We start from the raw sequence: 21,655 nt of genomic DNA, 5'->3' as shown, positions 1-21,655 counted from the left end.
GTTCCACAATGAAAAAAACACTATGCTGTTTGGCACTGAGTAGTTTGCCAGTCATCAGTTATGCCAACTCACCTTATTTTAGTTTAAAAGATGGCGATGGTTTTAAACGCTTTTCTGTTTCGGTTGGTGCACTGCATGTTATGCCGCAAGGCAAGGCACAACCTTTTCGAGTCAATACAGCTATTCAAAATGGCTACACAGCCGATGTCGGTGAGGTTCAATCCCAAACTGTAAAAGATAATTTACGTGACGGTTTTGAGCCACCCGTATTATTAAGTGGGGCATTAAATTTGCTGCCTACCGTTCCTGCCAACATGAGTGGACAAGCCACAATTTCAGGTTTGGAGCAATGGGATAATCATGGTACAGGTTTAGAAGCAGATGATGTCACCACGTTGGGTATCATCAGCAACTATTTCTTTACCGATAATATTTCCTTTGAAGTCAAAGGTGGTATTCCCCCTAAAGTTGATTTACAAGGTAAAGGTAAAATCTATGCACCCTTCTCAGCAATTGCACGTCCATTAGGCGGCGCATTGGGTGAGCTTGAATTACAAAATGATATTTTCATTACCGATTTAGAAGCACATGGCCCTGCTGCCTCTGCCCGTGCCTGGACACCTGCATTCGAGTTTCAATACCATTTTGGAAAAACAGGTGTAAATAAATTCCGTCCTTATGTCGGTGTCGGGTTAATGTATGCTTATTTTAATGAATTAGAAATTAACCCACGCACTGAACAAGACCTGATCGCCGCAGGTCACATGATTGCCAATATTAAAGAAGGAAAAGCGGGCGCATCTTTAGAAGGTACACCAAGTGCAGCCAATCCTAAAGTTGAATTAGACGCCACCGATGCCTTTGCGCCCGTTGCAACCGTAGGTTTTACCTATGACTTTAATGAAAAATGGTTTGCTGTCGGTTCTGTATCTTATGCACATCTTAAAAACGAAACCACCATTACTGTGACCGATGCTAAACACGGCGAACTCATTCACTCCAAAGCCGATATTGAAGTGAATCCGATCATTGCATACGCAGGTTTTGGGATGCGCTTTTAAGCTCTAATTTTTCTCTTCCCTCTTTCAACTAAATTTAAGACGGCTACGGTCGTCTTATTTTTTCCTGTACTTTTTAATTAAAGCAATCGCTTCAATCTTAATAACTCAATTTTATCATTTGATGAATTTTATTTTATCGCGATCTTGAGCTGAATCGACTACCATAGCAGTCTGTTTGCTGTTGTTGGATGCCTTATGTCGAATGCTCAATTTTCCAAACCTCTGATTTACATGTTAATTGGAAGTGCCATTATTTTGGCATTGTCACTTGGTGTTCGACATGCCTTTGGCTTATACCTTGTGCCAATGAGCCATGAATTTGGCTGGGGACATAATGTTTTCAGTTTAGCCATTGCCATGCAAAACCTCATTTGGGGTGCAGTCCAACCCATTACAGGCGCTTTTGCAGACAAATACGGCAGTAAAATTGTAGTGGCCGTAGGCGGTGCACTGTATGCCATTGGCTTATTACTCATGGCCGTCAGCTCAACAGGCTTGTTGCTAAATTTGAGCGTGGGTTTAATTTTAGGTCTCGCTTTATCTGCCACTTCATTTCCTGTACTACTTTCAGCAGTTGGTCGTGCGGCACCACCTGAAAAGCGAAGCCTTGCGATGGGTATTGCCAGTGCAGCAGGCTCTTTTGGGCAATTCATTATGCTGCCATCGACCTTATTGTTATTACAAAATGTTGGTTGGTCGGGTGCTTTAATTGTCAGTGCTATTTTAATTGCATTGATTGTTCCTTTGGCATGGATGCTCAAAGCTCCCATGTATCAAAACCCTAATGCAAGTTCAGTCAGCCAACCCGCTTTAGGCTTTAAACAAGTTTTGGTGATTGCCAAAAACCATAAACCCTTTTGGTTTTTAGCTTTGGGCTTTTTTGTCTGTGGTTTTCAAGTGGTGTTTATCGGGATTCACCTCCCTAGCTACTTAATTGATCATGGCTTTAATGCAACCACAGGCACAGTTTTTCTAGCACTCGTGGGTTTATTTAATATTGTAGGCACCTATACCGCAGGTTGGTTAGGCGGTCGCTATTCGAAACCGCACTTGCTGATGTGGCTTTACGGACTACGCGGTATTGCCATTATCGCCTTTTTAATCCTGCCTTTAAGCATCTGGACAATTTATGCATTCGGGATCATTATGGGTTTGTTGTGGTTATCTACAGTGCCTTTAACCAATGGTATTGTGGCAAATATGTTTGGGATTAAATACCTGACCATGCTCAGTGGCATTGTGTTTTTTACACACCAAGTCGGCTCATTTTTTGGTGGATGGCTTGGCGGTTTAAACCACGATCTGACAGGTAACTATAATGCTATCTGGATTGTTTCTATTGCTTTAAGTGCGTTTGCGGTCTTGGTGCATTTCTGGGTCAATGAGGAGCACGTCATTCATGACTAATTCTTTATTTAATTTTAAAGTGCTGCTCGCGCTGGCGGTTATTGCCCTGCTCGTCTTTTCAATTTTTTTATGGATGCAAACGCCTCAACTGTTTGAGTATTTTAATCAGGCATTCTGCGCACATTAATTGTCTGCGTCACTCGATCTCTTTATCAATGTATTCAATACTGAAGGAGTAACTTATATAACTTGCTCCATTGACTAGATTGCATTTAAACAGCAAATCTATGCAAAATAAGTTAAATGGTTCAAGATCAAACATTTATTTAAAAAGATAATATTTTTCATAAGCTTAGCATTTCTTTTAATTTTATCTGATGGCTGTTTTTACTTAAATTTTCTTGACCATATACCAAGAAAGAGTAAAACCCAATGAGCAGTCTAAGCCCACTTTCTCAAGCGATTCATGATGCACCACGTTGGCATCAAGCCGATTCATTACAAAATCCTAATGATATTCAAATACAACCTTTAGCAGGTGCTGCCTTAGGTGCTGTCGTGACAGGACTAGATACGAAAAAATCCCAAACAGGGGCAACAATTTATCGTCTAAAACAAGCTTTGGCACAACATCTAGTTTTGATTTTTAAACAACAACAGCTAGATGATTTACAGTATTTAGCATTTGCCAGTTACTTTGGTTCTATTTTCCGTCCAAGTTCAGACAATCCTGTTTTAGGCAGTCAAGCCGACACAGGCACACCGCCCGATGTTGTACCGGTATCTAATGCTGTTGGACAAGGTGATTATACGGGACATGCAGAACTCAAACCGCATGCAGACCATCAATGGACACCTCTACCCTCTTTTGCCTCGCTGCTGTATGCCATAGAAATTCCAAAACAAGGCGGACAAACTACGTGGTACAACACCATTAAAGCCTACGATGCCTTAGATGAAACCACCAAAGCGGAAATTAATCACCTTCAACTCATTACATACAACCCTTTTGTTCGTGCGCAAAATACGACTGCAACGGGTAGCTATGGTAATTCGCCGCTGTATCGTTTTCATGATCAACCTATTGTTGGTCATGGCTATCCACACCCTTTGGTGAGAGTCCATCCTGAAACTAGACGTAAAGCCCTTTGGCTGAACACCCATTCTGAAGTTGAGTTGCTCAATTATGACGATCAGGCAGGTAGTGAATTAATTGCTCGGCTCCGCGCACATATTTTAAAGCCAGCCTTCCGCTACACGCATCATTGGGAACAAAGGGATTTGGTATTTTGGGACAATCAAGTGACCTTACACTCTAGGGAGCCATTCCCTGCCGAGCAACGGCGCTTACTTAAAAGAATAAGTTTGGCGGGTAGCCGGCCATTTTAATCTTGCTACTCATGTTAAAAGGCAGCACGCCACTATTGGACTCAAATAAAAAGATGCGCCAAAACTAAAATAACAAACGAACAACTTAGAATAAGAAAACCCGTAAAGCCTAAACTTTACGGGTTCTTTTTTAATGAACTTTAAGCAATATTGCAGCAACTTAGAATAAACGATTCATACCATTTAAAGTTGCTACACGGTAAGCTTCAGCCATGGTCGGATAGTTAAATGTTGTTTCAACAAAATACTTAATTGTATTGTTCGGGCTGTTCATCACCGCCTGACCAATGTGGATAATCTCTGCCGCATTATTACCAAAGCAATGCACACCCAATACTTCTAAAGTGTCACGGTGGAATAAAATCTTCAATTCACCCACTGTATCACCCGTAATTTGCGCACGTGCCAAATGACGGAAAGATGCCTGACCAACTTCATAAGGAATTTTTTCTTCCGTCAATTCCTGTTCAGTTTTACCAATCGAAGAAATTTCTGGAATGGTATAAATACCTGTTGGAATATCGGTCACAGGCGCAACATTTTCTTCGCCACTCATATTTGCACCCGCGCAACGACCTTGGTCATAGGCAGCTGATGCTAACGAAGGCCAACCAATTACATCGCCCGCAGCATAAATATTCTCTACTTCGGTTTGATATTGATCATTGACTGTTAACTGACCACGGCTGTTTGGCTTAAGTTCGACATTTTCAAGACCTAAACCATCGGTATTACCCGAACGACCGTTACACCACAAAATCGCATCGGCTTTGATTTTCTTGCCACTTTGCAAATATAAAACCACGTGATCATCAAAAGTTTCTAAATGATCAATTTGCTCATTGTGGCGAATCAGCACCCCTTGCGCACGCAAGTGATATGACAAGGCATCTGAAATTTCATCATCCAAATAGCTGAGCAATTTGTGCTGAGTATTAATCAAATCAACTTTATGATCTAAACCAATGAAGATGGATGCATATTCACAACCAATCACACCCGCGCCATAAATAATAATTTTTTGAATCGAGAAATCCAAATCCAAAATTTTGTCTGAATCAAATACACGTGGATGGTTGAAATCCAACATTTCTGGACGATATGGACGGCTACCTGTCGCAATCACAATTTGCTGACACATAATGGTTTCTTTAATGCCATCTGCACCAAATACCAAGACCGTATTTTTATCTTGGATATAAGCACGACCATGATAAATCGCAATTTCATTACGGTCATAAAAGCGAGAGTGCGTTTCAACTTGCTGCTGAATAACTTTATGCGCACTTTGCAACACTTGCTTCATGGTGAACTGACGCCAATCGCCCATTTTTTTAAACATTGGGTCACGGCGATAACGGATAATATTCGACACTGTCTGACGCAATGCTTTACTTGGAATGGTACCCACATGGGTACAGTTACCGCCAAGCTGCTCACGAACATCTACAATCGCAACACGCTTACCAGATTTGGCAAGTTTCATTGCCGCGCCTTCACCCGCAGGGCCTGAACCGAGAACAACCGCATCGTACTTCACGAAAGTTCCACTAACGACCTCTTTTTTACGTGGCATTCAACGCTCCTTTTCTTTAAATCTGTCTTTTCAATGGGCTATATTATGACGTAAATCTTTTGAATTTTCTGTATTTACTGTGCATATATTACGTGATAACCACATTTTTTATATGAATATCGTTTTTACCCAATTTAAGCACAATTTCGTTATAATAACCGTCTTATGATGAAGTTAAGGTGACATTTTACTTTTGCACTTAGATTCGGTTTAATCAGACTCTATTTCACGTAAAATCTAGCCTACACTAAATCTCTCCCCTTTCAAAAACAGTGGAAAAGTTGAATATGTCTGCAAACCGTAAACCAGAACAGGGTGTCAAACTTCGTGGTGCTGAAAAAGTCGCACGTATTCCTGTAAAAGTTGTTCCTACGGTTGAAACGCCTCGTAAACCTGACTGGATTCGGGTCAAAATGACGGCACCAGAAGAAGTTCAACGTATTAAAACCACTTTGCGTCAGCAAAAATTGCACACCGTTTGTGAAGAAGCCGCTTGTCCAAACCTTCCAGAATGCTTTGGTGGTGGTACAGCAACCTTTATGATCATGGGTGATATTTGTACCCGTCGCTGCCCGTTCTGTGATGTTGCGCATGGTCGTCCAAATGCACTAGATCCTGAAGAACCTCGTCACATGGCAGAAACCATTGCCAACTTAGGCTTAAAATATGCCGTGATCACCTCTGTAGACCGTGATGACTTGTTAGATGGTGGTGCACAACATTTTGTCGATTGTATTAAAGAAGCCCGCTCTTTAAGCCCAAATACGTTGTTAGAAATTTTGGTGCCAGACTTCCGTGGTCGTATGGATATTGCACTACGCATTATGACCGAATGTCCGCCAGATGTTTTTAACCACAACATTGAAACTGTGCCACGCTTATATAAAGCCATGCGTCCGGGTTCAGACTATCAGCACTCTTTGAACTTGCTGAAAATGTTTAAAGAATATTGCCCAGATATTCCAACCAAATGCGGTTTGATGGTAGGTATTGGAGAATCTGAAGAAGAAGTTATTGCACTGTTAGATGATCTTAAAGCGCACGATGTAGATTATGTGACCATTGGTCAATATTTACAGCCATCTAAAGAACATGCGCCAATTGACCGCTTTGTAACACCTGAAGAATTTGAGCGTTATACAGCGCATGGTCAAAAGTTAGGTTTTAAAAATATTTGGGCTGCGCCAATGGTACGTTCAAGTTATTTTGCAGACCGTCAATATTATGGTGAACCTGTACCAACAGTACGTCGTAAAGCCGACCCTGCTAAAAAAATTAGCGTGCAAACCATTGAAGCTTAACACTCGCTTATTTCAAAATTTGCGATAAAGCTAAAACAGCCCCGACTTTATGTTCGGGGTTTTTTATACCTTGTGGATATATTAAAAATAGATAGATGTGAATATTTTTTGATGGTCTACGACCAAGTGCGCATGGTGTCATCGCCATAAATTGTTAATCTATGCACTGGCTTTGTTGCATAAATATGTAAGCATCTGATTTAAATAAATTTAATTTTGGATCAAAAAATAATCAAAACTTTTAAAATCATATAGTTATGAAATCTTTGTGCAACAAAGCCCTATGCACTTAATCTATACACCGAGCTCAAACAATAAAACAGGGATAGTAAAATGTCACAACAAGACTATGACAATGGCTTAAAAGTTCGCACTGAAGTCATGGGCGAAAGCTTTGTAAAACGCGCACAGGACAACACTGTACCATTTACCCAACCTTTGCAGGACTGGATTAATGAACATGCATGGGGTTCAACTTGGCAACGTGAAGGTGTGTTACCACGCAAATATCGTTCCTTAATTACTATCGCCTTTTTAACTGCTTTAAAAAGCCCGACAGAGCTTAAAGGACATATTCGTGGTGCGCTAAATAACGGGGCAAGTGTCGAAGAAATTCAGGAAGTCTTGTTACACAGCTTGCCTTATTGTGGCGCACCTGCAACTCAGGAAGCTTTTCGCGCAGCTTTGGAAGTTTTGGCAGAACATACTGCAAATACTTAAACGCAATCTAAATCAAAAAATATAAACGCTCGACATTTCACTAAAACTATTTGGTGAAATGTCGGTAGAGTTGAGTTTTAAATCCAATACACATTAAAGCTATAAAAGAACTCATTTAACTCAAAGCGCACCTGATAACCCAAATCAGTCAGCTGTGCCGATAAATTTCGAATATCTTCTAAAGGTAAATGTTTTGGCAGCACAGTAAAAACTGCGGTATTGCCCTGCTTGGCATTCTCTTCGATTAAAGACGCCAAACGCTGCTTATATAATTCAATATCTAGCTTGGCATGATCTGAATAAACTTTTGCTTGTTCAGCAGTTAAAAAATTTGCCATCTTATTGTTCTCATTATGACCATGTTTAAGATTCAGCATATTGAAACTTGACGATATGGCTCAAGTGATTTTTTGTTATTGTCTGCATAAACGCATGATCAATTAACCCTAATTTTTTAAAAAAATCACACCGAAGATGGCTTTTTCCCAGCAGACCTTTTAGGCTATCGCACAATCTTATGTTGTAATTTTGCTGGATGACATTATGTCAGAATCTGTTTCAATCTCCCCTGCGCTAATGAACCGCGCCATTGCAGGACAAGCCGATGCCCAATTTGAAATGGCGGTGCTGTATATGCAAAGCGATTTTAATGAAGATATTGAACTTGCCGAACAATGGGCGCTCAAAGCTGCCGCAAACGGACATATCGAAGCCATGTATTGGCTTGGTGAAGGCTATACCGTATATGCCAAAGATGTTCTAGAAGATGACCCTGAAGATGCAAAACAACATTTTGAAGATGCTTTTGTCTGGCTCAAAAAAGCCAGTGATGCACAACACCCTGCCGCTATTTTAGAGTTGGCAGGCTACTACCGTCGTGGTGATGTGGTTGAACAAGATGTCGCTCGCTCTGTGGCATTGGTACAGCAAGCAGCAGAATTGGGCGAAGTACAAGCCATGCGAGACCTTGCTTTTATTTATGCAAATGCTTTGGGTGTAGATGCTGACGAAAATAAAGCTGAATATTGGACACAAAAAGCAGACGCAGCGGAGTAATCCCTTTGTCTAGCCAATCAATTGATGGGCTAGACAATTTTTGCATGACTCGAATCGTCATTGAATAAAGCTTAGACTTTGAATAACACTTAGACTTCGACCACAATTACTTGTCTGCAAATGCCCTCTTGCTGACGCTGTTGTTCAAACACAGCCGCAGGCATCGGCTCAAAACTGTCAAAGAAACAAATTTCAGCATCATCAATAGAATATAGCAATGAGTGATTGCCCACGCCTTCTAAAGTGTCGTAGTAGACAATTACAAATTTATTTTCATCAAATGCGTGCTGAATTTGCTGATAGCCGATTGCCGCCAATACAGGCAATTTAAGCTGTTCAGCTTCGGCATAACTTAACTTTTCTGCATCTTGTAAATCTGGGTCAGGGTCAGTATAAAACTGCACATTAAAGCCAAACTTTTTCAGTCCAACAGCCAAACCAATTGTGGTTGTGCCCTGCTCTGGCGTATAACCACACACTTCAATCAATTGTTGAATATCGGCATCAATTCCTAAGTGTCGTAGCAACATCCACACTGCGTAAATCCCGCCGTTGGCTTCTAAATTTGCCAACTCTTGAGGAAGCTCTAAAGCCATCATTCAATCTCAAAAATATGTTTGTAGTGATAATAAACAAAACATGATTGGAACTGAATCAATTTCCAAGTACAATATCGCGCTAGTCGAGGGATGCTGCGACGTTTTACAGGCACGAAATGTAAAATCGCCAGGCTCGACCAGCATAGCAACGCGTTTGCTATGCAAGAAACGGCATCCGCGAACTGAATGATCAATTGTTTTTTATAAGGAGATCGTGATGAACGCGGTTAATGCTTCATTTACAGATTATAAAGTTGCCGATATCACACTAGCTGATTTTGGTCGTAAAGAAATCAAACTTGCAGAAGCAGAAATGCCAGCCCTTATGGGTTTGCGTAAGCGCTACTCAGCTGCAAAACCTCTTGCAGGCGCGAAAATTCTCGGCTGTATCCACATGACCATTCAAACTGCTGTTTTAATTGAAACGCTAGTTGAATTGGGCGCAGAAGTTCGTTGGACTTCTTGTAACATCTTCTCTACTCAAGACCACGCTGCTGCAGCAATTGCTGCTTCAGGTGTGCCTGTTTTTGCTTGGAAAGGCGAAACTGAAGAAGAATATGTATGGTGTCTTGAACAACAAATTAATGTAAATGGCACACCATGGGATGCCAACATGATTTTGGACGATGGCGGTGACTTAACTGCACTTGTTCACGAAAAATATCCTGCATTATTAGAGCGCATTCACGGCATTACTGAAGAAACCACTACGGGCGTACAACGTCTAATTGAAATGTGGAAAGATGGTTCTTTAAAAGTGCCTGCAATTAACGTCAACGACTCTGTGACTAAATCTAAAAACGACAATAAATACGGTTGCCGTCACTCACTCAACGATGCGATTAAACGTGGTACAGACATGTTATTGTCTGGTCGTCGTGCATTGGTTATTGGTTATGGTGATGTAGGTAAAGGTTCTGCACAATCTTTACGTCAAGAAGGCATGATTGTTCGTGTTTCTGAAATTGACCCAATTTGTGCAATGCAAGCATGTATGGATGGTTACGAAGTTGTATCTCCGTACAAGAATGGCGTACAAACAGGCAATAAAGCAGACGTGAACCTAGAGCTTTTAGAAAATACTGACTTGATTGTGACTACAACAGGTAACTATCACGTGTGTGACGCAGCAATGCTAGATACACTTAAAGCAGGCGCTGTTGTATGCAACATTGGTCACTTCGATACTGAAATCGACACCAACTACTTACGTGGTTATAAGTGGGTTGAAGTGAAGCCACAAGTACACCAAGTGTATCGTTCAGAAAACGAAAACGATTATTTAATCTTGCTTTCTGAAGGTCGTTTAGTGAACTTGGGTAACGCAACAGGTCACCCATCACGTATTATGGATGGTTCATTTGCTAACCAAGTATTGGCACAAATGCACTTATTTGCAGAGAAATTTGCCGATCTTCCTGCCGATCAAAAACAAGCGGCAATTCGTGTTGAAATCTTACCGAAAAAACTAGACGAAGAAGTTGCTGCTGCAATGGTTGCTGGTTTTGGTGGTGTATTAACACAATTGACTCAAGTACAAGCGGACTACTTAGGTGTAGCTGTTGAAGGTCCGTTTAAATCGGATGCTTATAAATACTAAGTTTTTAATCCTTCTCCCTAACCCTCTCTCATAGGGAGAGGGAATGATTCATTGTTTAATGAATGTATTCGAGGGTAAGTCCTCTCCTGAGCAAGTTTAAAGCACTGCTTTTAAACCCAGCGCAAGAGAGGATTTAGGAGAGGTGAAAAAATATAAATAAGTATTTATAGCAAGGATTTAATCATGACCAAACAAGTTCCTATTTCATTTGAATTTTTCCCATCTAAAACCGATGTAGGTGCAGAAAAACTCAAAGTTGTGCATCAAGAATTACAACTTTTAAATCCAGAGTTTTTTTCTATCACTTATGGTGCAGGTGGTTCTACTCGTGAACGTACTTTATCGACCATTAGCGACTTCAATGGCAAAGGCACACCTGTAGCGCCGCACCTGTCTTGTATTGGTGATGACAAAGCGCGTATTGCTGAATTGCTTGATATTTATAAAGCACAAGGCATTGACCGCATTGTGGCTTTGCGTGGTGATTTACCTTCAGGTCAAGTTGGTTTAGGCGAATTGCCGTATGCGTCTGACTTGGTGCGTTTTATTCGTGAACATTCAGGTGATCATTTTCACATTGAAGTTGCGGCTTATCCTGAAATGCATCCACAAGCAGACCACTTTGATCAAGACATTAAAAACTTTGTCACCAAAGTAAATGCTGGTGCCAATGCTGCCATCACCCAGTTCTTTTTTAATCCAGATGCGTACTTTTACTTTGTAGAACGTATTCAAAAGCAAGGTGTGAATATTCCTGTTGCGCCTGGCATTATGCCGATTACCAATGCCAGCAATTTAATTCGCTTTGCAGATGGTACAGGTGCAGAAATTCCACGCTGGATTCGCAAGCAATTGGCCACTTATGGTGATGACACAGCTTCAATCAAAGCCTTTGGTCATGAAGTGATTATTAAACTGTGCGAGCGCCTGATTGCAGGTGGTGCACCAAGTTTGCATTTTTACACCATGAACAACACCGAACCGACTCGTCAATTAGTGACAGATCTTGGTTTGGCTTAAGCTGTATTTTTCATATTTTATTGACTTGAACGAGTAATCCCTATGCCCCGTTTTTATATTGAGGCTGAATTAGCAGTAGATACGCAAGTTGAACTGACTGAAACAGTATTTCATCACTGGGTGAAAGTACTACGCGCACAAGTCGGTGAAACCGCCACCTTGTTCAATGGGCAAGGTGGTGAATATGAAGTGGAACTGGTTGAAGTTACCAAAAAAACAGCGCAAGTGCAGATTAAAAGTTTTAATCCAGACAATCGCATCCCAAGCTTTAGCGCCTTATTAGGACAAGTAATGAGCAAAGGCGATCGTATGGATTATGCGATTCAAAAAGCGGTAGAGCTTGGCGTGACTAACATTCAGTTGCTCACCTCTGAACGCTGTGAAATGCGCTTAAAATATGACCGCGATCAAAAAAAATTAGATCATTGGCAAAGCATTGCCATTGCAGCCTGTGAACAATGTGGCATGAATATCGTACCGAAAATTTTAGCCCCACTACGTTTAGAGGACTGGCTGAATAGCGACCTTCCTGCCACCAAACTAGTGTTAGCACCGAATAAAGATCAAGTAGATGTACTAAACAATGCCAGTAAAGATTTAGCTTTATTAATTGGGCCTGAAGGTGGTTTAAGCGAAGCAGAAATTAGTGCTGCCAATGCCGTTGGCTTTCAAAACTGGTGTATTGGCTCTCGGGTATTACGCACTGAAACCGCCCCTGTGGTTGCTTTAGCTATCTTAAATTATCGCTTGGCTGAGTAATTTATCCGTTTTTACAGAAATCGATTGCCAATAACATTGCAATTTATAAAGTACAGGATTAATCTCGAACAATATATTAAAAAATTTGCATAAAATTTAAACACAAAACAGCAATATTTTATGCATGAACGTGATGTTATTTAAGAAAATATAAATGTTGGAATCATTTAACTAGATTTTGGGGAAGTATGTCAGACGCTCAAGATGAATTGTTGCAGCAATACTTAGATGCTGCGCAAATCACCAATACCATTCGGCTTATTCGATTCTTTTTGGTCAGCATCCTGATTGTTTGCCTGTATGTGTTTTTTATTTATCAAATTTCTTTCTCACATTCATCACCCTACCTCAATATCTGGTTTATTCTCACTGAACTGACCATTGGTTCGTGTTTACTGCTCACAGCAGTTCACTTTAAAGCGGGACAATATCAACTCCAACAAGCACATCGTTGGTTAAAATTGGTGTGTTTCTTGATCGGAACAGCAATCGCGGTTGGGGTAAGTTTACTGTATTACTTTTTACCTCAGCAAAACCCTGAACTGAGCAACTATGAAGCGATTATTTTAGCGGCCTTATTAATTATTGTGAGTCAAACCTTTGCCCTCACCTTTTTAACGCAGCGCTTGAGTTATTTTTGCTGGGTATTCATTCCAGTGATTACACCCTATATTGTCGCACAGTTTTTAGTTCACTCCGAAACTTCCGCTTTCTTTTTTCTCGCGACAAATTTTGCCTTAATTACCTTACTGATTTGTGCCAATACTTCAATGCACATGCATCGTCGTTTATCGAGCGTCTATTTTAAGAACGACCAACTCAAAAAAGCCGCAGAGCAACAAGTCGGCTGGACAGATCAACTCTGCCAACAATTACAAGTTGAAATGAACAAGTCCAAAGATATTGAACTTCAACTGCAATTTAACAATCAAATGCTAGAACAAAAAGTAAGAGAACGTACCTTTGACTTAGAACAAACGCACCAAGATTTAATCAATCAACAACATAGTTTAATTTTAGCGCATGAAGCCGCAGGTCTAAAAGCATGGGACTGGAATATACGGCAACGCAGTATTGTCTTTGGTAGTGGCGCACAGCAAACTCGTTTAGAGAATACCAAACAGCATCGGAATAAATTACAGCAACTGATTCACCCTGATGATATTCCGCACTTTCACCAAACCATGAAACAACATTTACGGGGTCTAACTGAACGCTATCAAGCCACATATCGCGTACAACATAGTTCAGGTCAATGGTATTGGGTGCATGATATTGGTCGGGTGATTGAGCGTGATCCTGTCACCAATAAACCTTTGCGCATGGTGGGGATTCGCCGTGACATTCACCAAGAACGAATTGGACAAGAGCGCTTAAAACTCACTGCCAGCGTACTTGAACAGGCAGCCGAAGGTATTTTTATTTTAGATGAAAACTTACGTTATATTGAAGCCAACCCATTCTATGCTCAAATGAGCGGATTTAAACGCGACCATATTTTAGGCAAATATCTGTTTGATTTAGTCAAATCCAACAAAGCAAATCCACGCATGACACAAGAGGAAATTGTTCAACAATTACTCAGCAAGGGTGAATATCATACTGAAAGGAATATAAAATTCCGCTCAGGAAAAGAATTAGAAGTTCGTATGCATATCAATGCAGTCAAAGATGAGCAAAACCGTATTATTAATTATATTGGAATTGTGTCTGATTTAACCGAACATAAACTACAAGAACAGCGTTTATCCTATTTAGAAAATTATGATGCGCTGACCGATCTCCCCAATCGTTTTTATTATAATTATCAACTACATCAATATCTTATTTCACAGCAAGATTCATTGCAGCAATTGGCGGTCATTCGACTCAATATTGACCGTTTCAGACCTTTAAACGAATATTTAAGCAATAATGGTGGAGATGAATTACTCCGCCAAGTGGCGCAGCGTTTACGTATCACCAATGCCGAAGCGCTGTTTGTTGCACACTTAAATGGCGATGATTTTGCAATTGTTTATGAAATTTCTCATATTCGCCCTTCAATCGAAGAGCACTGTGAACGTATCACCAAAGCCTTTAATTTGCCGTTTAATGTACAGGGACAAGAACATATTATTACCCTATCGATGGGGGTTTCCCTCTATCCTGAACATGGACGCCAGTTGGATTATCTAAATAATTGTGCTGAACAAGCCTTGTCTGAGGCTAAGCGTTTAGGTGGCAATACCATTAAATATTACACTTTAGACAACACCAAACTGCTAGAGCAGGATGTACATTTAGAGCGTGACTTACGCCAAGCCATTAAAAATGATGAATTAATTGTATATTATCAACCTAAAATTGATTTCCATAATTATCAGGTGATCGGGTTTGAAGCATTGGTGCGCTGGCAGCATCCAACCAAAGGCATTATTCCACCCAACCTATTTATTCCTATTGCGGAACAAACCAGTTTAATTTCCGATATTGGTCGGGTTGTAATTCAACAAACTGCCAAGCAAATTCGTGAATGGAATCTGTTAGGTTTTGATCATATCCAAGTATCGGTTAATGTAGTTGCACAACAACTGCAACGTGGTCAATTGCTGCAAGATTTAGATGATGCGATTAATACCTATCAAATTTCAGGTGCAAGCTTAGAATTAGAAATTACCGAATCCTCTTTAGTGGAAAACTCCACAACCGTGAAGTCTTTATTAGATGAAATTAAACAACGTGATATTCATATCGCCTTAGATGATTTTGGTACAGGCTATTCTTCACTTTCTTACTTAACAGACTTCCCAATTGACAGTTTAAAAATAGACCGTAGCTTTGTTTCTAAAATTGGGAATACCAAACAAGAAGCCATTGTTAGTGCCATGATTGCTATGGGCAAAGCCATGGGCATGAGTGTGGTGGCTGAAGGGATTGAAACTGAGCAACAACTGCAATATTTGCAGAATTTAAATTGTGATATTGCGCAGGGGTATTTATTCTCTAGGCCTTTGCCTGAAAGTGAAGCGACCCAATTTCTAAAAGCCAATTTAGTATCGCGCGCTTATCGCTCCTTAATCTGAAACTAGACCCAAAAGCTCTAAGTTTGTTCTAAAAATAAACAGTGACGTCTGTGCTAAGGGGGCAAGTAATGGTATATTCGATAAGATTCATAAAAAAACCACCAGCATCGCTGGCCAACTTGTCACACACGAGATTCAGATGGACGATCAATCATTAAAACAGCAGGCACTTTACTATCACGAATTTCCAACACCAGGAAAAATCAGCGTTACTCCAAGTAAGCAGCTGGTCAACCAACGTGACTTAGCGCTCGCTTACTCACCAGGTGTCGCAGCACCATGTTTAGAGATTGAACGTGATCCTTCAACAGCTGCACTTTATACCGCTCGCGGTAACTTGGTTGCTGTCGTTAGTAACGGTACAGCAGTATTAGGTTTAGGTAATATCGGTCCTTTGGCGTCTAAACCTGTGATGGAAGGTAAAGGCGTACTCTTTAAAAAGTTTGCTGGTGTCGATGTATTTGACATCGAAATTGCTGAAAATGATCCAGACAAAATTGTAGATATTGTTGCAGCATTAGAACCAACTTTTGGTGGTATCAACCTTGAAGACATCAAGGCGCCAGAATGTTTCTACATTGAGCAAAAACTTCGTGAACGCATGAATATTCCTGTGTTCCACGATGACCAACACGGTACGTCAATCATTGTAGGTTCTGCCCTACTCAATGCCTTGTTACTTAACGGCAAGAAAATTGAAGAAATCAAAATCGTTGCTTCAGGTGCAGGTGCAGCCGCACTGTCTTGTTTAGACCTGTTATGTGCATTGGGCGCGAAAAAAGAAAATATCATTGTTGCGGATTCGCGTGGTCTAATCACCACCAAACGTGAAGGTTTGGATGACTCGAAAAAACGCTATATGCAAGACATTGAAGGAACGCAACTTGCTGATGTAATTAGCGGTGCGGATATGTTCCTTGGTCTTTCTGCAGCGGGTATCTTGACCAAAGCTATGGTCAAAGAAATGGCTGAAAATCCAATTATCTTTGCTTTGGCTAACCCAGACCCAGAAATCTTGCCTGAACATGCGCATGAAGTACGTCCAGATGTGATTATGGCAACAGGTCGTTCGGATTATCCGAACCAAGTTAACAACGCACTTTGCTTCCCGTATATTTTCCGTGGTGCATTAGATGTTGGCGCAACTACCATCAACGAAGAAATGAAAATTGCTTGTGTACACGCAATTGCACGCATGGCACACATTGAAGCAGATGCAGCAACTTATGGTGAAAAATCTGCATCATTTGGTCGTGACTATTTAATTCCACGCCCACTTGATCAGCGTTTAATTCTTGAAATTGCACCTGCAGTTGCTCAAGCGGCAATGGATTCAGGTGTAGCAAGTCGCCCAATTCAAGACTTCTCTGCATACCGTCAGCGTTTGTCTGAGTTTGTATATAACTCGGCATTTATGATGAAGCCTATTTTTGCTCAAGCAAAAACTGACCCTAAGCGTATTGCTTATGCAGAAGGTGAAGACTTACGCGTACTTCGTGCAGTACAAATTGCAGTGGATGAAGGCTTGGCTAAACCAATCCTTGTAGGTCGTACCTCAGTAATTGAAGCGAACATCAAAAAGTTAGGTTTACGTCTTGAACATGGCGTGAATATGGAAATAGTAGACCAGGAAAACAACCCTAACTACGAAAAATTTGCAGATGATTACTACACCATCATGCAGCGTAAAGGCGTTACACCTGAATACGCGCAGCGTGAAGCACGTCGTCGCTCTACCCTCATTGCAGCAATGTTAGTGAAGCATGGTTTAGCCGATGGTATGTTATGTGGTACTTATTCAAGCTACGACATTCACCTTGATTTCGTAAAAAATGTGATTGGTCTAAAAGAAGGTCGTACTAACTTCTTTACCCTTAACGCATTGATGCTTGAAGATCGCAACTTGTTCATTGCCGACACTTATGTCAACACAAACCCAACTGCTGAACAGTTGGCTGAAATGACACTTTTAGCGGCTGAAGAAGTACGCCGTTTTGGTATGACACCACGCGTTGCTCTACTTTCTCACTCAAGTTTTGGTTCTGACCAACAAGACTCTAGCGCACAAAAAATGCGTAAAGTCTTTGAAATCTTGAGTGAGATTGCACCTGAGCTTGAAGTTGAAGGTGAAATGCACGGTGATGCAGCATTAGACGAAAATATCCGTCATTTTGCTTTCCCGAACTCACGCTTCAAAGGTTCTGCAAACTTGTTGATTATGCCGAACTTAGATGCTGCCAATATTTCATTTAACTTGTTGAAATCGACTTCAGGTAACAATGTTACGATTGGCCCTATCTTGTTAGGTGCAGCAAAACCTGTACATATTTTGACTCCGACTGCAACGACACGTCGTGTTGTGAATATGACTGCCCTCACTGTTGCTGAAATTCAACAAACAGCACAAGTTAAAGCATAAACCTATATTTCTGAGTGACTGACTCAGAATTATAGACTTGAGAAAACCTCTATTTTGTAGCATGATTGCTTGAAGAATAGAGGTTTTTTCATGCAAGTTTATTTAGTAGGCGGTGCAGTTCGAGATCACTTACTCGGGCATCCCTATCACGAAAAAGATTATGTTGTCGTTGGTGCAACGCCCGAACAACTTTTGGCTCAAGGCTTTCAACCTGTGGGCAAAGACTTCCCTGTTTTTCTTCATCCTGAAACTAAAGATGAATATGCACTTGCTCGTACAGAGCGCAAATCTGGACACGGTTATCACGGTTTTGAATTTCATACCGACCCAAGCGTGACCTTAGAAGAAGATTTAATCCGTCGTGATTTAACCATTAACGCCATGGCAATGGATAGTGATGGCAATGTCTACGACCCTTACGGTGGACAGCAAGATCTGTGCAATAAAGTGCTGCGCCATGTTTCCAATGCTTTTGTAGAAGACCCGTTACGGGTGCTGCGTATTGCTCGTTTTGCAGCACGTTATCATGCTTTAGGCTTTGTGGTTGCACCTGAAACCTTGTTATTAATGCAAGAGTTGGCAGAATCTGGTGAGTTACATGCGCTGACACCTGAACGCGTATGGAAAGAAACTTCACGTGCCTTAATGGAAGCACGTGCCGATGTTTATTTTGAAACATTGCGTGCCTGTGGTGCTTTAAAAGTTTTATTTCCTGAATTAGATGCTTTATTCGGTATTCCACAGCGTCCTGAATATCACCCTGAAATTGACAGTGGTGTGCACACCATGATGTCACTACAACAAGCCTGTCGTGCCAATTACTCACTCGATGTACGCTTTGCAGTGTTATTGCATGATTTAGGCAAGGCCTTGACCCCTGCCGATGAATTACCACGGCACATTATGCATGAAGAACGTGGGATTCGACCTGTAACGGAAGTGTGTGAACGCCTGCGCGTACCGACCAATACCAAACAACTTGCACTTGCTGTATGTAAAGAGCATTTAAAATGCCACCAAGCATTGAGCTTAAAGCCTGGCACGTTATGGCGCTTATTACAGCGTTTGGATGTCTTGCGTCGTCCTGAGCGTGTAGAAGCCTTTGTACAAGCCTGTGAATGTGACTCTCGTGGGCGTTTAGGTTTGGAAGATCGTGACTATCCGCAAGCGAGCTATATTTTGGAAGCGATTCAAGTGGTACGCAGCATTAAGGCGCAAGACTTACCTGCCGATGTCCAAGGCCCCGATATTGGTGAAATGCTGATTGAACGACGCATTAAAGCGATTGAGCAATTAAAGGCACGTCACTTGGCTGCTACTGCTTAGGCTATTTAAGTCTATAGAACGTCATTACATGCGTTCTTTGATCTATCATTCTTAACCTATTTAAGTCAGCCTAAATTTCTGATCGAAAAGCCGTAATCTTCTAAAATATAGAAGCTACGGCTTTTTAGCTCAAATAAATCCTTCTTGAAATAAGAAACTGTCTTTTGCTTTTAGGCAAGCTGCGCAGGAAAGCTAATCACTTGCTCTAAACGCATCTGCTCAGTTGCAATCATCAATAAGCGATCTATGCCCAAGGCGATACCTGAACATTCAGGCATGTTCGGCAACGCAGCCAATAAATATTCATCAATTGGCATCACATGTAAACCAAGTTGTGCGCGTTCTGCATTATCGGCTTCAAAACGAGAACGCAGCACAGTAGCATCAATCAATTCATCATAGGCATTGGCAAGCTCTAAACCTTCGATATATAGCTCAAAACGGGCTGCGACCAATTCCCCATCATCATCTGTTCTGGTTTTAGCCAAAGATGCTAATTCAGGTGGAAAATCGGTTAAAAATACAGGAGCATCAAAGCCCAAACTTGGTTCTACAAAATGTGAAAACAATAGGTCGATGTAGCCTAGACGGTCATCACCCAAATCCAGATGCAAACCCACACGATGACAGCAGTCTTTCAATTGTTGCAGACTTGCCTGTAAAGGATTTAAATCCAAACGATCCATAAATGCGTGTTTATAACTCAACACTGTTGGACGTACTTCGCCAAAGCGTTGTTTTAACGTCAGATTAAGTAAATCTGTCACCTCAAACATAAGCTCTTTCAGGCTAAATTCGGGACGATACCATTCCAATATGGTAAATTCGCTGTTGTGTTTACGTCCATGCTCATCATCACGAAAGACTTTACAAATTTGATAAATAGCACCACTACCACTGGCCAATAAACGCTTCATGGCAAATTCAGGTGAGGTCTGTAAATAGTGCGTATGCAATTTGCCCTGCACATGGCGCTGTGCTTGCACTGAAGCCAAATGCACATCTGTCACTCCTGCCTGTGACAAAATTGGCGTTTCAACTTCAAGTACTTCACGTTCCGCAAAAAAATGGCGTATTTGTGCATACAATTGTGCACGTGCGCGCATGCTGTTTAAGTCGCAAGTTGGTTGATATTGGAGATTTGAACTCATGCTTGCGGGCCTCCGTGTGCTGCCCATTCACGACGCAGAGGATAGGTTTTTCTTAAATGATCAAAAGCCTGCTGCTCAACTTTGCCCGCTTTGACACAGGCACGTAAATTGGCATCATCCTGTGCAATATCATAAATTTGACTTAAATGTGCATGCAGACTATTTTTCAAATCTTGGGTTTTGAAATATTGCGCGCAGCTTGGCAATTGAGTTTCAAATTGTTTTGTGGCATCTAAACCAAAATTTTCACAAAAAGCCTGATAAATCATTTGTGTGCCGCGTGCCTTGCCTTCTAGGCTATACCCTGCAATATGCGGGGTTGCCAAAGCAAGCAAATCTAATAATTCTGCAGAGATTTCAGGTTCATATTCAAAAACATCTAATACCACTAAACGCTGAGTATGTTGAATATCCTGCATTAAAGCCGCTTCTTCTACCACTGGCCCACGCGCTGAATTAATCAGAATGGCTTGAGGCTTCATACATGCCAAACGCGCTGCATTAATTAAATGATGAGTAGGATGTTCACCAGTTTCTGTTAATGGCACATGAATGGAAATTGCATCTGCCTGTTGTAATAGTGCATCTAAGTCACATTGCTGCACATTGGGCAACTGCACAAATGGATCGTATGCGATGACATCCCAACCTAATAATTGTGCCATTTTGACCAAGCGCGAGCCGACATTGCCCAGTCCAATAATGCCAAGTTTAAAGTTTTGATTGGCATGTAGTAATTCAGGCTCGAGATGAAGCAATGCGGTAATCACATACTCACTCACCGCCTGCGCATTACAACCTGCCGCATTTGACCATGCAATGCCCTGCTGCTCGATGGCTGGGATATCAAGGTGGTCTGTGCCAATGGTCGCGCTGCCAATAAATTGAAGCGCGGTCTGTTGAATCAATGCTGCATTCACTTGGGTGACGGAACGAACTAGCAGCGCATCAGCATCTTGCACATCTTGATGCGTTAGACGGCGTCCAGCCTTGTGCTCTATTTCTGCCAAATCTGCAAAGAAATAATCGGTATATGCCAGATTTTCATCTGCAATGATTTTCATAACGCCATCCCATGTGTGTTTGCTTGTTTATGATAGCTTGAGTTGTCTAGGATGACTATGATTGTTGAGATTAATGCAGAATTGTTGAACAGCAAGCCGACGATTCATTTAGGTGGAAACATGCACGTCTATATAAAAGTTGCATATTCACAGCAAAAAAATCAGCCACCCGAAGGTGGCTGACTGCTATAGATTAAGCGAG

General features: G+C 41.2%; 19 protein-coding genes. 14 read left to right on the top strand and 5 right to left on the bottom strand.

Annotated features, from left to right (window positions below; translation table 11 throughout):
- Window positions 1-8: 8 nt before the first annotated feature.
- The 4 genes from HYG89_RS05860 to HYG89_RS05850 all read left to right on the top strand — a co-directional run bounded on the left by HYG89_RS05860 (window position 9) and on the right by HYG89_RS05850 (window position 3,797).
- Complete coding sequence (locus HYG89_RS05860) at window positions 9-1,061, top strand: OmpW family protein (RefSeq protein WP_178866589.1); 1,053 nt, start codon at window positions 9-11, stop codon at window positions 1,059-1,061.
- Between the two features lie 195 nt (window positions 1,062-1,256).
- The gene (locus HYG89_RS05855) at window positions 1,257-2,468 is read left to right on the top strand and encodes an MFS transporter (protein ID WP_178866587.1); all 1,212 of its coding nucleotides are present in this window, start codon (window positions 1,257-1,259) and stop codon (window positions 2,466-2,468) included.
- The gene (locus HYG89_RS16000; protein WP_004972778.1) at window positions 2,461-2,595 is read left to right on the top strand and encodes a hypothetical protein; all 135 of its coding nucleotides are present in this window, start codon (window positions 2,461-2,463) and stop codon (window positions 2,593-2,595) included. Before HYG89_RS05855 ends, HYG89_RS16000 begins: the two co-directional genes overlap by 8 nt.
- A gap of 245 nt (window positions 2,596-2,840) precedes the next feature.
- Window positions 2,841-3,797, top strand: coding sequence for a TauD/TfdA family dioxygenase (locus HYG89_RS05850; protein WP_178866585.1), 957 nt, complete (start codon window positions 2,841-2,843; stop codon window positions 3,795-3,797).
- Between the two features lie 160 nt (window positions 3,798-3,957).
- Here the strand turns inward: HYG89_RS05850 and sthA are convergent, their stop codons facing one another.
- Window positions 3,958-5,373: a Si-specific NAD(P)(+) transhydrogenase gene (gene sthA, locus HYG89_RS05845; protein WP_042068765.1), complete on the bottom strand. Its 1,416-nt coding sequence runs from the start codon at window positions 5,371-5,373 to the stop codon at window positions 3,958-3,960.
- Between the two features lie 287 nt (window positions 5,374-5,660).
- Here sthA and lipA point away from each other — a divergent pair, with 287 nt between their 5' ends.
- Complete coding sequence (gene lipA / locus HYG89_RS05840) at window positions 5,661-6,674, top strand: lipoyl synthase (protein WP_096902386.1); 1,014 nt, start codon at window positions 5,661-5,663, stop codon at window positions 6,672-6,674.
- A 333-nt stretch (window positions 6,675-7,007) separates the two neighbouring features.
- Window positions 7,008-7,394, top strand: coding sequence for a carboxymuconolactone decarboxylase family protein (locus tag HYG89_RS05835; RefSeq protein ID WP_004972770.1), 387 nt, complete (start codon window positions 7,008-7,010; stop codon window positions 7,392-7,394).
- 77 nt (window positions 7,395-7,471) lie between these two features.
- On the opposite strand, the gene HYG89_RS05830 is transcribed toward HYG89_RS05835, so the two are convergent.
- Entirely contained in the window at window positions 7,472-7,732 is a 261-nt protein-coding gene (locus tag HYG89_RS05830) for a hypothetical protein (protein ID WP_004972768.1), read from the bottom strand.
- Between the two features lie 205 nt (window positions 7,733-7,937).
- Between HYG89_RS05830 and HYG89_RS05825 the strand changes: the two genes are divergently transcribed.
- Complete coding sequence (locus HYG89_RS05825) at window positions 7,938-8,450, top strand: tetratricopeptide repeat protein (protein ID WP_004972766.1); 513 nt, start codon at window positions 7,938-7,940, stop codon at window positions 8,448-8,450.
- 89 nt (window positions 8,451-8,539) lie between these two features.
- Here HYG89_RS05825 and HYG89_RS05820 read toward each other — a convergent pair whose 3' ends face one another.
- On the bottom strand, window positions 8,540-9,046 hold the full coding sequence (locus HYG89_RS05820; RefSeq protein WP_178319510.1) for a cysteine peptidase family C39 domain-containing protein: 507 nt from the start codon (window positions 9,044-9,046) through the stop codon (window positions 8,540-8,542).
- Window positions 9,047-9,266: 220 nt separating this feature from the next.
- Here HYG89_RS05820 and ahcY point away from each other — a divergent pair, with 220 nt between their 5' ends.
- The 6 genes from ahcY to HYG89_RS05790 all read left to right on the top strand — a co-directional run bounded on the left by ahcY (window position 9,267) and on the right by HYG89_RS05790 (window position 19,238).
- Entirely contained in the window at window positions 9,267-10,649 is a 1,383-nt protein-coding gene (gene ahcY / locus HYG89_RS05815) for an adenosylhomocysteinase (RefSeq protein ID WP_004972762.1), read from the top strand.
- A 183-nt stretch (window positions 10,650-10,832) separates the two neighbouring features.
- Entirely contained in the window at window positions 10,833-11,669 is an 837-nt protein-coding gene (gene metF, locus HYG89_RS05810) for a methylenetetrahydrofolate reductase [NAD(P)H] (protein WP_004972760.1), read from the top strand.
- Between the two features lie 42 nt (window positions 11,670-11,711).
- A complete protein-coding gene (locus HYG89_RS05805; protein ID WP_178866583.1) occupies window positions 11,712-12,428 on the top strand; it encodes a 16S rRNA (uracil(1498)-N(3))-methyltransferase in 717 nt (238 codons plus the stop codon).
- 188 nt (window positions 12,429-12,616) lie between these two features.
- Window positions 12,617-15,493: a bifunctional diguanylate cyclase/phosphodiesterase gene (locus HYG89_RS05800; protein ID WP_178866581.1), complete on the top strand. Its 2,877-nt coding sequence runs from the start codon at window positions 12,617-12,619 to the stop codon at window positions 15,491-15,493.
- A 139-nt stretch (window positions 15,494-15,632) separates the two neighbouring features.
- Window positions 15,633-17,912, top strand: coding sequence for an NADP-dependent malic enzyme (locus tag HYG89_RS05795; protein WP_004972754.1), 2,280 nt, complete (start codon window positions 15,633-15,635; stop codon window positions 17,910-17,912).
- Between the two features lie 90 nt (window positions 17,913-18,002).
- Window positions 18,003-19,238, top strand: a complete 1,236-nt coding sequence (locus tag HYG89_RS05790; protein ID WP_004972751.1) for a multifunctional CCA addition/repair protein — start codon at window positions 18,003-18,005, stop codon at window positions 19,236-19,238.
- 170 nt (window positions 19,239-19,408) lie between these two features.
- Here HYG89_RS05790 and epmA read toward each other — a convergent pair whose 3' ends face one another.
- Both epmA and HYG89_RS05780 read right to left on the bottom strand, forming a co-directional pair.
- Window positions 19,409-20,389 carry an EF-P lysine aminoacylase EpmA gene (epmA, locus tag HYG89_RS05785; protein ID WP_178866579.1) on the bottom strand — a complete coding sequence of 327 codons (981 nt, stop codon included), beginning with the start codon at window positions 20,387-20,389 and terminating at the stop codon, window positions 19,409-19,411.
- Window positions 20,386-21,453: a 4-phosphoerythronate dehydrogenase gene (locus tag HYG89_RS05780; RefSeq protein WP_004972744.1), complete on the bottom strand. Its 1,068-nt coding sequence runs from the start codon at window positions 21,451-21,453 to the stop codon at window positions 20,386-20,388. Before HYG89_RS05780 ends, epmA begins: the two co-directional genes overlap by 4 nt.
- A gap of 51 nt (window positions 21,454-21,504) precedes the next feature.
- Between HYG89_RS05780 and HYG89_RS15995 the strand changes: the two genes are divergently transcribed.
- Window positions 21,505-21,636 (top strand): hypothetical protein, encoded by a 132-nt coding sequence (locus HYG89_RS15995; protein WP_256732322.1) that lies wholly within the window; start codon window positions 21,505-21,507, stop codon window positions 21,634-21,636.
- Window positions 21,637-21,655 lie beyond the last annotated feature (19 nt).

The organism is Acinetobacter sp. SwsAc5 (genome assembly GCF_013391485.1).
GTDB classification, from domain to species: domain Bacteria; phylum Pseudomonadota; class Gammaproteobacteria; order Pseudomonadales; family Moraxellaceae; genus Acinetobacter; species Acinetobacter towneri.
Note: the sequence above shows the minus strand (reverse complement) of the source record. Positions and strands in the feature narration are given on the sequence as shown.